We start from the raw sequence: 13,316 nt of genomic DNA, 5'->3' as shown, positions 1-13,316 counted from the left end.
CTCAAGCTATGGTTTTTCTGACATATGTCACTCTACTGAGAGGACGGGTCACCAAGCAAGTGGCAAGTTCGATCGGGCTTGAGTGCACATTTGTGCACCCGCGTACCGAGAGGCCGGACAGTCAGCTCTGCGGAGGGGTGGCCAGCGTCGACGACACCCCGCGCGGCTCGGAGGCGTACCCACGTGGCGTGTCACCGAGGCTGCGGGCCAGCATCCCGCCCGCCGTCATCACCAGGCCGATGGTGACCAGGCCCCACTGAGCCGACCCGAACAGGCTGGACATCCAGCCCACCCAGTACGGCCCGATGAACCCCGAGAGGTTGCCGATGGAGTTGATGATCCCGATCGCCCCTGCCGCCGCGGCGCCGGCCAGGAACGCCGAGGGCATCGTCCAGAACGCCGGGAACGCCGCCATCACGCCGATCGCACAGGCACACAGCCCCGCGTAGCCCAGCCACGGCGCACTCGTCAGGAACGCCGAAACGACCAGCGCCACCCCGCCGACCACCATGGGCAGCATCGTGTATGTGGCCGACTTGCCCGCCCGGTCACACGCGCGGCCCCAGACCACCATCGCCACCGCACCCACCGCATAGGGCGCGGCGGTCAGCAACGTGACGCTCAGATTGTCCTTGATTTCCAGGCTGGACTTGATGATCTGCGGCATCCAGAAACCGAGACCGTAGAGCCCGAAAGCGATCCCGAAGTAGACAAGGCCCAGCGCCAGCGTCCTGCCGTGCAGCAACGCGCGCCGCACCGGCATCGGGTTGCCCTTCTCGGTTTCGGCCGTCTCCTTGGCGAGCACATCCTCGATCGCCGTGCGCTGCTCGTCGGTCAGCCACTTGGCCTTCGCCGGCCGGTCGGGCAGCAGCCACAGCAGCGCGATCCCGAGGATGACCGCGGGCACGCCCTCGGCGAGGTACAACCACTGCCAGCCGCTCAGCCCCGCCGCCCCATCGAGTTTGAGCAGCAGTCCGCCCAGCGGTGCACCCAGTGCCGTCGACAACGGCACCGCCACCATGAACAGGCCGGTCACAGTGGCCCGCCGCGCGGCCGGGAACCAGTAGGTCAAGTAGAGGATCATGCCGGGGAAGAACCCGGCCTCGGCCACGCCGAGCAGAAACCGCAGCACGAAGAAGCTGACCTCGCCGGAGATCGTCGCGCAGGCCGCGGCCACGATTCCCCACACGATCATGATCCGGGCCATCCACCGCCGGGCGCCGACCCGGTGCATGATCAGGTTGCTCGGCGCGTCGAGCAGCACATACCCCAGAAAGAGCACGCCGGCGCCGAAACCGTAGGTCGTCGCGTTGAAGCCGAGTTCCTTGTTCATGGTCAGCGCGGCGACGGAAAGATTCGTGCGATCGAGATAGGCGACGAAATAACAGATCGCCATCAGTGGGACCAGCCGTTTGGTGGCCTTCCGCATCGCCGCGGACGTCAAGTCGGTCATGACCTCTCCTCGCAACCCGGGTGAGGCCGTTTGTCCGACCCCCCTGTCGGTGATGACGGCACAGCGTCGCCGGTCGGGCGCGCCGGTCGTCTCGGCAGAGCGACGCTAACAGAGTGCGGCGAAAATCGGTAGAACCAATTGGGGCCGTCGTCCTGCCGTCAGACGGACTGACAGGCCGCCCGTGATCAGGCAGGATTCCCCTGTGGCACAGGAGCAGGTGTGGAGCGCAACCGTGGATCACCTGCGTGCGCTCATCGACAGCGGCGAGCTCCCCGCGGGGTCTCGGTTGCCCGCGGAACGCAAGCTGTGCGACCAGCTCGACGTCAGCCGCGGCTCGCTGCGCCAGGCGCTGCGGGTGCTGGACTCGATCGGATATGTCTCCATCCGCCCGGGCTCGGGCACCTACGTGCGGGACCGTGACAGTGGGGACAGGCAGCTGCGCAGCTGGTTCCGTGAGCACGACCAGCTGGTGGACCGGCTGTTCGACCTGCGCATGATGGTCGAACCGACACTCGCCGAGCGGCTCGCCCAGCAGCACACCGAACCGGTGCTCGCCAAGCTGCGGGCCAACGTGACGGAAATGGAGGAGGCGGCGGCCGGCGGCGACATGCTGCGGGTGATCGCCACCGACGCCGAGTTCCACCGGGTCATCGCGGAGAACGCCGGCAACGACGACGTGGCCGCGTTGTTGCGTTCGGTACTGTCCCTGGTCGGTGCGGAACGCCGCGCCGCGCTGCGGTTGCCGGGCCAGATCAGCAAGGCGGTCAAGGAACATCGTGAAATCCTCGCGGCCATCCGCCGCTCCGACGGGACGTCCGCCAGGGAGCGCACCCTGAGCCACCTGCACGAGGCCAAAGCGCTGGTGCACCAGTACACCGGCGACGACGAGCCCGCTCAGTCCACTTCGGACTGACGAGGAACCACGGCCACTGCGACCATTTCGATCATGGCCGTGGCGTCGAACAACTCCCGCACCCCGAGCAGCGCCATCGCCGGGTAATGTCGGCCGAAATGCTTGCGCCACAACCGGCCCAGCGGTCGCAACGCGGCCCGGTACGCGCCGACGTCGGTCACGTAGACCGTCATCGAAACCAGATCCTCCGGCACGCCGCCCGCCGCCCGCAACGCGGTGACCACATTGCCCGCCGCCACGTCGAACTGCTCCGCCATGGTCGTCCCGGCGATCTGCCCGTCGCGGTCCTGTGCGGTCTGCCCCGCCAAGTGGACGAGTGCGCCAGGGGCGGCGACGATCGCATGCGCGAACCCGGTCGGTGTGGCCAGCAGTGGCGAGTCGACCACCCGGTGCGGGCTCACGGGATTCCCCCTCCGTCGAGTGCGAGCGCGCGCCCGTTGACCGCGCCGGAACCCGGGTCGGCGAGATAGCCCACCGCGGCGGCCACCTCCGCCGGATCCAGCAGCCGCCCCAGCGGGTTCATCCCGGCGAGCGTGGCTTCGGCTTCCTGCGCCGTGCGGCCGGTTCGGGCGACGATGGTACGCACGGATTCCGCCGTCAGATCGGTGCGCACGAAGCCGGGGCAGACCGCGTTCGCCGTCACCCCGGTCCCGGCCACCTCCGCGGCCACGGTTCGCATGAGCCCGACCGCGGCATGCTTGGCGGCCGTGTAGGCGGCGGTGTACCGCGTGCCGGCCAACCCCGCGGTGGAGGCCACCGTCACGATCCGGCCGCTGTCCCGGCTGAGCATCCCGGGCAGCACCGCCCGTGTGCACAGGAACGCGCCGAATGCGTTGACAGCCATGGCTTTCTGCCACTGCTGCACCGTCGTTTTCGCCAGTGGTGCACTGCTGGCGACACCGGCGTTGTTGACCAGCACGTCCACCGGCCCGGTCCGGTCGAAGAACGCGGCCACGGCGGCTTCGTCCGTCACGTCGCATTCCGCGTGCCCGATCGCGATCACCTCGTCGCCCGCGGCCCGGAAGCGCGCCGCGATCGCCGCGCCGATACCGCGGGTGCCGCCGGTGACGACGATCCTGCGGGCGCTCATCCCGGCATCACCGGCTCCAGCGTCACCGGGGCCAGCACGCACAGGTCCGCGCGACCCGCGCCGACGGCGGTGTTCACCTCGTCCGGGGTGGTCAGATAGCCGCTCACCAGCGTGGGTACGCCCGCTTCGGTCCGGACCCGATCGGACAGTGCAGTCAGGTGTCCGCTCCGGTAGTCCGCCCGGCTGTCGGCGACCGAATGGCCGGCGCGTACGTGCACCAGATCGGCGCCGTGTTCCCGCACGGCGCGGGCCAGCCGGATCCCTTCGTCCTCGGTCAGCCCGCCGGGGAACCGATCGGCCACGGTCAACCGCACCGACAGTGGCCTGCCCGCGGGCCACGCCGCCCGCACCGCGTCCAGTACCGACAGCGGATAAGCCCACCTGTCCTGTCCCCAGCGGTCGGTGCGCCGGTTGGTCAGCGGGGACAGGAACCCCGCCAGCAACCGGCCGTCGGCCATGTCCAGCTCCAGCAAGTCCACTTCGGACAGAGCGGTTTTCGTTGCTGCATCGGCGAAAGCCGTGCGTACCTGGTCCAGTTCGGCTTCGTTCAGCTGGGACGGAACCGGCGCGAACGGCGTATACGGAATCGGCGATGCCGCCACCAGGGGCCACGACTGCGATGGCGGTAACGGCAGGTCCACGCCTTCCGAGGAAGCCTGCGTCGCCCCGCGCGCGCCGGCGTGTGTCAGCCGGACCCCGAGCCGGGCACCCGCCTCCCGTACCTTTGCCGCGACCACGGTCCAGTCCACTTCGGACAGTACGGGGGTCTCCGGGCTCACCCGTGCGGCGCGGTCGATCGCCACCGGGCCGGCCAGCACCAGACCTGCACCGGTGGCGGCCTTTTCCGGTGCACCGGCCTCGTCCGGAGTTTCCACCACGATCCGGTTAGCCAGCCGCAGGCCGCCCACCGTCAGCGGGCTGAACATCGGCGGCGCCGCGACCGCCCCCGGCGGCGCGGGTTCACCGAGGCGGCAGAAGGCGTCGAGCGCCCGCACCAGGTGCGGATCGCGTTGCGTCAGATTGGCGTGCGTGATCCGGCCGCTGCGGGTGAGCAGGTTGAACGCGAACTGCACGGGCTCGAACCGCTGGTAGCGCGCGGTCCGCAGGAAGTAACCGGCGCTGTCGGCCGCCGCCTGCTGAAACCGTTCCACCATGGGCCTTCGCGCCGACTCGTACTCGGTCAGCGCCACGTCGAGTTCGCCCGCCCCCTCCAGCGCGGTCGCCAGCTCGATCGCGTCCTCGATCGCGAGTTTGGTGCCGGAGCCGATGGAGAAATGCGCGGTGTGCGCGGCGTCACCGAGCAGTACGACGTTGTCCCGGTGCCACCGATCGCACTGCACCAGCGGGAAATCCAGCCAGAGCGACCGGTTGGACAGCACCCGGTGCCCAGCCAGCTCGGCCCGGAACAGCTCCTGGCAGAACGCGATGTTGCCCGCTTCGTCAAGGTGGTCCAGACCAGCGGCGCGCCACACGTCCTCTGCGCATTCGACGATCCAGGTACTGGTGTGCCCGTCGAAGGGATAGGCATGTGCCTGGAAAAGCCCGTGCTCGGTTTCCCGGAAGGCGAAGGTGAAGGCGTCGAGCACCAGATCCGTACCGAACCACACGTACTTGCCGCCCTGCGGACGCGTGCGGGCCCCGAAATCGAGCTGGGCGCGGCTGCGGCTGTTCGCCCCGTCGGCCGCGACCACCAGGTCGGCCTCGACCCCGGCGGGACCGTCCACTTCGGTCTCGAACCGCAGTGACGCACCCAGTTCCCGCGCCCGTTCCTGCAAGATGGCGAGCAACCGCTTGCGTGCGATCGCGGAGAACACGTGTCCGCGAGAGCGAATGGTCCTGCCACGGAACCTGATGTCTACTTCTGCCCATCGGGCGAACGAGTCGCGGATCCGTACGTAGGTCGGCGGGTCGGCGTCGCGGAGTGAGCCGAGGGTTTCCTCGGAAAAGACCACGCCCCAACCGAAAGTCGCGTCCGGCGCGTTGCGTTCGAGCACCACCACCTCGTGCCCGGACTTGCGCAACTGAATCGCGGCGTACAACCCGGCGGGGCCGCCCCCGAGTACGACGACCTTCACGACAGGATCTCCGCGAGCCGATCCACTTCGTCGGGATCGCCGGTGGTGGGGAACAAAAGCAACTCGTCGCAGCCCTCTCCGGCGTAGCCGCGTACGAAGTCGCGTACCGAATCCGCGTCGGTGAGCACACCGGCCGCGATGCGGGCGGCGAACGGTCCGGTGAACGCGTAGTAGTCGAGCAGGTAGTCGCGGCCGCGGTCGGCGTCGCCCAGCGCCACGTACCCCTGGCCCCACAACACGGGTTCGCCAGGGCGGTCGAGATCGCGCCACGCCGCACGCGCCTTCGTGGCCGCCGAGGCGAAGGCCCGTGGCGGGCCGCCGCCGTGCACGTAACCGTCGGCGTACCGGGCCATCCTGGTCAGCGCGGCCCCGCCGGCGCCACCGATCAGCACCGGGATGCCACCGGCGCCGAACTTTGTGGCGGGTCCGATGCCCGCCGAGTCGAAGGGACCACGCAGGTAGGCCAGTTCTCGCGACAAGGCCGTGCCCCGGTTTTCGTAGGCGGCCTCGGCCACCTCGTAGTCATCCGGCCGGGCGCCGACCGCGAGCCCGAGCGTCATCCGGCCCGGGGCCAACGCGTGCACGGAGGCCGCTTCCTTGGCCAGCATCGCGGCGCGGCGCAGCGGGCCGATCGCGATCGTCGTGGCCAGGCCGATCCGTTCGGTCACCGCCGCGGCGGCGGCCAGCGCCACGAACGGATCGACGCTGTCGTAGCGCAGCCTGTCCAGCACGCCGAGCGTGCTGAACGGCCCGGCGTCGGCGCGCCGCGCCCACTCGCACAGGGTGGCCCCCGTGGTACCGGGGACGGTGCTGGGAAGTCCGATTCCGACCTGCATCACGCCCCCGTGAGACTTGTCAAACGGTCAGTGCAACATCCGATGTTAAGACAAATTCTCGGTTGGAGGCAAGAATTATGATCGTTCGTCCTGTGGTTCCTCCGCGGCTCGCGACGGCAGCCTGCGGACTCCCACCTGCGCCAGCAGGGCGATCACGGCCGCGGTCACCACCGTCCCGGTCGCCGACGTCGCCGCCAGCGTGAGCCCGCCGAGCGCTCCGGCCGCGGCTACCCCGAGGAACTGCGCGGAGAAGTGCAGGCTCAGCGCCGCCGATCGCTGTGTGGGCGCGAGCAGGGCGAACCGTGTCTGCTGACTGATCCCCGCGCACCAGAACGCCGTGCCCAGCAACAACACCGCCGGGAACAGCACCACCAGGTGCACAGTCTCGCCGGGGCCGGTCGCCGTCAGTACCGCGATGACGATCATCATCGCGGCGACCGACAGCAGCCCGATCCGCAGCACCCGGCCGAGGTCGTGGCGGGCGAGGAGGCGCCCGACCAGCCGGCCCCCGGCCAGCCCGCCGATCCCGAAAACGGCCATCAGCGACGCGACCGTGTCGCTGCCGCGGCCGGTGGCCGCCGCCGTCACCGGCGCCAGGTACGTGTACAGGGTGTACGTCGCCAGCAGCAGGCCGAACGTCGTGATGAAACCCCACCGCACCGCCGGCGATCTGAGCAGTTCCGCCCGGTCACCGGCGCCGCCCGCGGCCGGTGGCACGTCCGGCAACAGGAGCCTGACCAGTACGGCGGCCGCGACGGCGAGCACCGCGACGAACACGAACGCCGCCCGCCAGCCGAAAGCCGAGCCGATCACGGTGCCGATCGGCGCACCCGCGGTGAGCGCGAGGGCGTTGCCGGTGGCGGTGAGCGCAATGGCCCGTGGCAGGTCCTCCGGTTTGCTCAGCGCGGCGGAAAAAGCCGCCGCGGGCGCCATGAACAACGCCGCGCCGGCGGCCGCCACGACACGGGCGGCGATGAGCGTGCCGAGGTCCGGAGCGCACGCCGCCAGCACGTTGGCCACCGCGAAACCGAGCGCTGCGCCGACGAGCAACCGCCGGGGGCGGACCCGGCGGAACCGCGCGATGAGCGGTGGGCCGCCGAGGGCGTAGGCCAGCGCGAACACCGTGACCAGCTGACCGCCGACGGCCACCGTGGTGTGCAGATCGCGCGCCACCTCCGGCAGCAGGCCCGCGATCACGTACCCCTCGGTGCCGACCGTGAAGGTGCCGAACGCGAGGATATGCACCCGTGGGTTGACCATGCTGTGATTGTTCTTGTCACGGCCGCGCGCGGCAGGCGGCGGCTTTCAGATCACTCCAATGTCGCAGCACATCGTCCAGCAACACTTGCGTAAAGCAATTATTGCCCGCCGGTACCGTCCGGGTGAATGTGCAAGGCCGCTTCGGCGAAGGCCTCGAATACCGGGATGACCGCGTCCTGCACGCTCGGGTCGAGCCGCTCGAGGACGGCGCCGAGCGCCTGCCGCCGGTCGTGATCGACGCGGTTGACCAGCGAGTGGCCCGCAGCGGTCGGTGCGAGCAGCGTCTCCCGCTTGTTCAGCGGATTTTGCGCTCTGTGTATCAACTTCTCGGCCACCAGCTTCTCGCATGCCCTGGTGACCGATGAGGGGTTGATGTCCAGTTCGGCGGCGACCTGGCTCATCGTCACCGGGGTTCGCTCGGCGATCGCGCGCAGGGTGCGGAACTGGGTGAGGGTGAGCCGGCCGCTGCTGTGCTCGACGGTGGCGTCGGCAATCGCCACCATCGCGCGCAATGTGGCCAGTGCCGCGTCGGTTTCCGACTTCGACGTTTGCGTCACGCAATGATGGTAAACCCCCGGAACGAAGGGAGCTGAATGATGCATTCACGCACCGATGCACCGGTGGTGGTGGTGACCGGCGCCAGTGGCGGGGTCGGCCGGGCCACCGTCCGCGCTTTCGCCCGGCGTGGTTACGCCGTGGCGTTGCTGGCCCGCGGCGGCGGGGGGCTGGACGCGGCGGCCGAGGAGGTCGAACGTGCCGGCGCGACCGCACTGCCCCTCACGGTGGACGTCGCCGATTACGAAGCCGTCGACCAGGCGGCCGGCAAGGTGGAGGAGACCCTCGGCCCGATCTCGGTCTGGGTCAACGACGCGTTCACCTCGGTGTTCGCCCCGTTCATCGACATCGGGCCGGATGAATACCGGCGGGTGACGGAGGTGACCTACCTCGGCTATGTGCACGGCACCCGCGCGGCGCTGAAGCGGATGCGGCACCGGGACCGCGGGGTGATCGTGCAGGTCGGTTCCGCGCTCGCCTATCGCGGCATCCCGCTGCAGTCGGCGTATTGCGGAGCCAAGCACGCGATCCAGGGATTCACCGAGTCGCTGCGCTGCGAGCTGCTGCACGAGGGCAGCGAAGTGCGGGTGACGATGGTGCAGCTGCCCGCGGTGAACACGCCCCAGTTCACCTGGGTGCTGTCGCGGCTGCGGCGCCAGGCCCAGCCGGTACCACCGATCTACCAGCCGGAGGTCGCCGCGCGGGCCATCGTCTACGCGGCCGAGCACCCGCGCCGGCGGGAGTACTGGGTCGGCGGCAACACGGTGGCCACCCTGATCGCCAACGCCGTCGCCCCCGGCGTGCTGGATCGCTACCTGGGGCGCACCGGGTTCTCCTCCCAGCAGACCGATCAACCGCATGACCCGGACCAGCCGGTGAACCTGTGGGCACCGGTCGACGCGGCGCCCGGCACCGACGCCGGAGCGCACGGAGATTTCGACCAGAGCTCACACCGCCGCAGCCCCCAGCTGTGGGCCTCGCAGCATCACGGGACCGTCGCCGCGGCAGCGGGCGGGGCGGCACTCGCGGCGCTCGCCGGGATCCTGCGACGCTGACCCCCGAAAGGAGCGGATGTGACCACGTCCCAGCTGCCGGACCCGGTGCTCCGGCCCCCACAATCCACAGTGGACAATGCTGGCCTTGCCGACGCGTTACGGTCACGTGTGGACGGAGAGGTGCGGTTTGACGCCGGCAGCCGCGCCGCGTATTCGACCGATGGCTCGAACTTCCGGCAGGTCCCGCTCGGGGTTGTGCTGCCGCGCACCATCGAGGCCGCCGTGGAGGCGGTGGCGGTGGCCCGCGAGTTCGGCGCGCCAGTACTTTCGCGCGGCGGCGGGACCAGCCTGGCCGGGCAGGGCACCAACACCGCCGTCGTGCTGGATTGGTCGAAGTACTGCCATCGCCTGGAAAGCGTGGACGCCGGCGAGCGAACCTGCGTGGTGCAACCCGGTATCGTGCTCGACGATCTGAACCAGCAGCTCGCCTCCGACGGGTTGCGGTTCGGGCCGGAGCCGGCCACCCACCGCAACTGCACGCTGGGTGGCATGATCGGCAACAACTCGTGCGGTGCCACCGCGCAGCGCACCGGCAAGGTCGTCGACAACATCGCGGCGCTGGAAGTGCTGTGCTACGACGGCACTCGCTTCTGGTGCGGGCCGACCAGTGACGAGGAGTACGCCGAGATCGAGCGGCACGGCAACAGCCGGGCGACCATCTACCGGCAGCTGCGGCAGCTACGTGACGAGTATGCCGACGAAATCCGGGCGCGCTACCCCGACATTCCGCGTCGGGTCTCCGGCTACAACCTCGATTCGTTGCTGCCCGAACACGGTTTCGACGTCGCCGGTCTGCTGGTCGGCAGCGAATCGACGTTGGTCACCGTGCTGCGGGCCAAGCTCAAGCTGGTTCCCGTGGTGCGCAAGCGAACCCTGGTCGTGCTGGGCTACCGCAACGTGGAGGAGGCGGCCGGCGCGGTCACGGACGTCTTGCCGCACGAACCCATCGCGCTCGAAGGCCTGGACGCCAAGCTGTTGCGCGACGAAGAGATCAAGCGCCTCAAGTCCGAGGCGCGACACCAGCTTCCGAACGGCCGCGCATTCCTGATGGTGCAGTTCGGGGGCGAAACCCTTGACGAGGCCACCACGCGTGCGAATCGGCTGATCGACGTACTACCCGAGACGCCGCACCGCCTTCTCGACGATCCCGAACACGAGGCCGAGTTGTGGCAGGTGCGGGAGGCTGGACTTGGTGCCACCGCGCATATTCCCGGTGAGCCGGACACCTTCGAAGGCTGGGAGGACTCGGCGGTCCCGCCCGGCCGGCTGGCCGAATACCTGCACCGATTGCGCGCGCTGTACACGGAATTCGGTTACGAGGGCGAAACCGGGCCCGCGCTGTATGGCCACTTTGGACACGGCTGCGTGCACACCCGCATCCCGTTCGACTTGTACACCGCCGACGGGGTCGCTACCTACCGCCGGTTCCTGGAGCGTGCGGCCCAGCTGGTCACCGAATTCGGCGGCTCGTTGTCGGGTGAGCACGGCGACGGGCAGACCCGCGGCGAGCTCCTGCCCACGATGTTCGGCCCCGAAGTCACTCGCGCGTTCGGCCGGCTCAAGGCGATCTTCGATCCGGACGACCGGATGAACCCGGGCAAGGTGATCGCCCCCTATCCGCTGGACACGCATCTTCGCCTCGGCGGCGACTGGTCGCCGGCCACCACGCAGAGCCTGTATTTCCGGTTCCCGCACGACGGCGGTTCGTTCGCACAGGCCGCGAACCGTTGTGTCGGCGTGGGTCGCTGCCGCCAGCACGTCACCGAAGGCGGGGAGGTGATGTGTCCGTCCTATCAGGTCACCGGCGAGGAAGAGCATTCCACCCGCGGCCGGGCGAGGCTGCTGTTCGAGATGCTCAACGGGCACGGCGACGGCCCGATCACCGACGGCTGGCGCTCGGAAGCCGTGGCTGACGCGCTGGACTTGTGCTTGGCGTGCAAGGGATGCAAGACGGACTGTCCGGCCAATGTGGACATGGCAACCTACAAGGCCGAGTTCCTCGCCCAGCACTACCGGCACCGCCCGTGGCGACGACCGCGTGCCCACTACGCGCTGGGCTGGCTGCCGGTCGCGGCGCAGGCTGTCGCGAGCACACGGAGTGCCCGGCTGATCAACGCCGCCACGCACACCCGCAGCCTCGCAAGGCTGGCGACGGCGGCGGCGGGCATCGAAAACCGCGAGATCCCCGCGTTTGCCAAGCAGACGCTGCAACGCTGGTTCGCGGGACGCGGTCAGCAGGGTGCCGGCGCTCGCGGCGAAGTGCTGCTGTGGCCGGACACTTTCACCAACCACTTCCACCCGCAGATCGGGCAAGCCGCGGTGCGCTTGCTCGAAGACGCGGGCTGGCGCGTGGTGATGCCGGCGCAACCGCTGTGCTGCGGGCTGACGTGGATCTCCACGGGTCAGCTCGGAGTCGCCAAGCGCGTGCTGACCCGCACGGTGCAGGCGCTCGCGCCCCATGTCCGGCGTGGTGGGCTCGTGCTCGGTCTGGAACCCAGCTGTACGGCGGTGTTCCGGTCCGATGCCGCCGAGTTGTTCCCCGAAGATCACGACGTGCGGCGCCTGCGCCGGCAGACCGTCACGCTCGCCGAACTGCTCACCGAGCATTCCCCCGGATACCGCCCGCCTGCCCGCGGTGGACGCGCGGTGGCGCAGGTGCATTGTCACCAGCACGCCGTGCTGGGCTGGGACGCCGACCGCCGGTTACTGGAGGCCGCCGGGACCGAAGTCGAACGGCTGGACTCGGGATGTTGTGGCCTGGCAGGTAATTTCGGCTTCGAACGCGGTCACCTCGACGTGAGCCGGGCCGCTGCCGAACGTGTGCTGCTGCCCCGGTTGCAAGAGTCCACATCGGACACGGCTGTGCTGGCCGACGGGTTCAGCTGCCGCACCCAGATCGAGGAGTTCGACGGGCGGCGCGCCGTGCACCTGGCCGAACTACTCGCCGGAGGAGCATCCTCATGAGCGATCCCGTGGTGAACGAGGTCCGTGCGGCGGCGTATCGCATCCCGACGCCGGGCCCCGAGGCCGATGCCACCCTGCGCTGGACCGGCACGACCCTTGTGGCCGTGCACATCAGGGCCGGGGACGTCACCGGGCTCGGCTGGACCTACGCCCACGAGGCATGCGTCCCGCTGATCACCGGGTTTCTGGCGCCCCTGGTCGAAAACCAACCTGTGCTGGACGTGCCGGCCCAGTGGTCGGCGATGCAGCGGGCGGTGCGCAACCTCGGGCGGCCAGGCCTGGTCTCTTGTGCACTGTCCGCTGTGGACATTGCACTGTGGGACGCCGCCGCCCGTGTCCTCGACATCCCAGTATCACAGCTGCTGGGCCGGGTGCACGACGAGGTCGCCGTCTACGGCAGCGGGGGGTTCACCAACCAGTCGACCCACGAACTGCACGATCAACTCGACATCTGGGTCCAGGAGCAGCACCTGCCCGCCGTGAAGATCAAGATCGGTGAGGACCGCGGTCACCGCATCGACCGGGACCTCACCCGGATGCGGACGGCTCGCGATGTCATCGGCGACAGCGTGGAACTGTTCGTCGACGCCAACGGCGGCTACCACTGTGGGCAGGCCCGCCGCCTCGGCCCGATGCTGGACCAGCTGGGTGTGTCCTGGTTCGAGGAACCGGTCTCCAGCGACGATCTTGCCGGCCTCGCCGCCCTGCGCACGGCGACGGCGGCGGATATCGCGGCGGGCGAATACGGTTACGACCTGACCTACTTCGCGCGGATGATCGACGCCGGTGCCGTGGACTGCCTCCAGATCGACGTCACCCGCTGCGGCGGTTACACCGAATGGCGCCGGATCGCGGCGCTCGCCGCCGCCGCGAACCTCGAGGTCTCCGCCCATTGCGCGCCTCACCTCGCGGCGCATGTGGCCGCGGCGACCCCGAACGTCCGGCACCTGGAGTGGTTCGCCGATCACGACCGGATCGCGACGAAATTTCTCGACGGCGCCCTCGATCCGACCGGCGGCCAGGTGCGGCCGGATCCGTCCGCCGCCGGGCACGGTTTCGCGCTCAAGGACGCCGACCTGCAGGCCTTCGCCGTCTGAGCCGGAAGGAGTGAGCCA

The 13,316-nt window shown here is 69.6% G+C and carries 11 protein-coding genes; 4 read left to right on the top strand and 7 right to left on the bottom strand.

The window, feature by feature from the left end; all coding sequences use genetic code 11:
- Window positions 1-121: 121 nt before the first annotated feature.
- On the bottom strand, window positions 122-1,453 hold the full coding sequence (locus GKO32_RS19010; RefSeq protein WP_154758225.1) for an MFS transporter: 1,332 nt from the start codon (window positions 1,451-1,453) through the stop codon (window positions 122-124).
- Between the two features lie 202 nt (window positions 1,454-1,655).
- On the opposite strand from GKO32_RS19010, the gene GKO32_RS19005 reads away from it, so the two are divergent.
- Window positions 1,656-2,366, top strand: a complete 711-nt coding sequence (locus tag GKO32_RS19005; protein WP_312868118.1) for a FadR/GntR family transcriptional regulator — start codon at window positions 1,656-1,658, stop codon at window positions 2,364-2,366.
- Here GKO32_RS19005 and GKO32_RS19000 read toward each other — a convergent pair.
- From GKO32_RS19000 to GKO32_RS18975, 6 genes are all read right to left on the bottom strand, one after another.
- Window positions 2,348-2,767: a RidA family protein gene (locus GKO32_RS19000; protein WP_312868117.1), complete on the bottom strand. Its 420-nt coding sequence runs from the start codon at window positions 2,765-2,767 to the stop codon at window positions 2,348-2,350. The two genes, GKO32_RS19005 and GKO32_RS19000, sit on opposite strands and share 19 nt — an antisense overlap.
- The gene (locus GKO32_RS18995; RefSeq protein ID WP_154758224.1) at window positions 2,764-3,456 is read right to left on the bottom strand and encodes an SDR family NAD(P)-dependent oxidoreductase; all 693 of its coding nucleotides are present in this window, start codon (window positions 3,454-3,456) and stop codon (window positions 2,764-2,766) included. The genes GKO32_RS19000 and GKO32_RS18995 overlap by 4 nt, the downstream gene beginning before the upstream one ends.
- A complete protein-coding gene (locus tag GKO32_RS18990) occupies window positions 3,453-5,531 on the bottom strand; it encodes an FAD-dependent monooxygenase (protein WP_312868116.1) in 2,079 nt (692 codons plus the stop codon). Before GKO32_RS18990 ends, GKO32_RS18995 begins: the two co-directional genes overlap by 4 nt.
- Complete coding sequence (locus GKO32_RS18985) at window positions 5,528-6,367, bottom strand: LLM class flavin-dependent oxidoreductase (RefSeq protein ID WP_154758223.1); 840 nt, start codon at window positions 6,365-6,367, stop codon at window positions 5,528-5,530. Before GKO32_RS18985 ends, GKO32_RS18990 begins: the two co-directional genes overlap by 4 nt.
- Before the next feature lie 75 nt (window positions 6,368-6,442).
- On the bottom strand, window positions 6,443-7,627 hold the full coding sequence (locus GKO32_RS18980; protein ID WP_154758222.1) for an MFS transporter: 1,185 nt from the start codon (window positions 7,625-7,627) through the stop codon (window positions 6,443-6,445).
- Window positions 7,628-7,725: 98 nt separating this feature from the next.
- A complete protein-coding gene (locus GKO32_RS18975) occupies window positions 7,726-8,184 on the bottom strand; it encodes a MarR family winged helix-turn-helix transcriptional regulator (RefSeq protein WP_312868115.1) in 459 nt (152 codons plus the stop codon).
- Between the two features lie 36 nt (window positions 8,185-8,220).
- Between GKO32_RS18975 and GKO32_RS18970 the strand changes: the two genes are divergently transcribed.
- From GKO32_RS18970 to GKO32_RS18960, 3 genes are read left to right on the top strand one after another with little or no spacing between them, the layout of a single operon-like run.
- Complete coding sequence (locus GKO32_RS18970) at window positions 8,221-9,237, top strand: SDR family oxidoreductase (RefSeq protein WP_166459645.1); 1,017 nt, start codon at window positions 8,221-8,223, stop codon at window positions 9,235-9,237.
- An 18-nt stretch (window positions 9,238-9,255) separates the two neighbouring features.
- Window positions 9,256-12,201, top strand: coding sequence for an FAD-binding and (Fe-S)-binding domain-containing protein (locus GKO32_RS18965; RefSeq protein WP_312868114.1), 2,946 nt, complete (start codon window positions 9,256-9,258; stop codon window positions 12,199-12,201).
- Window positions 12,198-13,298, top strand: coding sequence for an enolase C-terminal domain-like protein (locus GKO32_RS18960; RefSeq protein WP_154758220.1), 1,101 nt, complete (start codon window positions 12,198-12,200; stop codon window positions 13,296-13,298). Before GKO32_RS18965 ends, GKO32_RS18960 begins: the two co-directional genes overlap by 4 nt.
- Window positions 13,299-13,316: the final 18 nt, after the last annotated feature.

Origin of the sequence: Amycolatopsis pithecellobii (genome assembly GCF_009707865.1) — a bacterium.
Classification (GTDB): Bacteria; Actinomycetota; Actinomycetes; order Mycobacteriales; family Pseudonocardiaceae; genus Amycolatopsis_E; species Amycolatopsis_E pithecellobii.
The sequence above is the reverse complement of the archived record's forward strand: the minus strand, read 5'-3'. Positions and strand labels throughout refer to the sequence as shown.

Coding starts and splice junctions, on each gene's coding strand:
- GKO32_RS19010 (WP_154758225.1), bottom strand. CDS start 1,453: ATGACCGACTTGACGTCCGCGGCGATGCGGAAGGCCACCAAACGGCTG.
- GKO32_RS18995 (WP_154758224.1), bottom strand. CDS start 3,456: ATGAGCGCCCGCAGGATCGTCGTCACCGGCGGCACCCGCGGTATCGGC.
- GKO32_RS18985 (WP_154758223.1), bottom strand. CDS start 6,367: ATGCAGGTCGGAATCGGACTTCCCAGCACCGTCCCCGGTACCACGGGG.
- GKO32_RS18980 (WP_154758222.1), bottom strand. CDS start 7,627: ATGGTCAACCCACGGGTGCATATCCTCGCGTTCGGCACCTTCACGGTC.
- GKO32_RS18970 (WP_166459645.1), top strand. CDS start 8,221: ATGATGCATTCACGCACCGATGCACCGGTGGTGGTGGTGACCGGCGCC.
- GKO32_RS18960 (WP_154758220.1), top strand. CDS start 12,198: ATGAGCGATCCCGTGGTGAACGAGGTCCGTGCGGCGGCGTATCGCATC.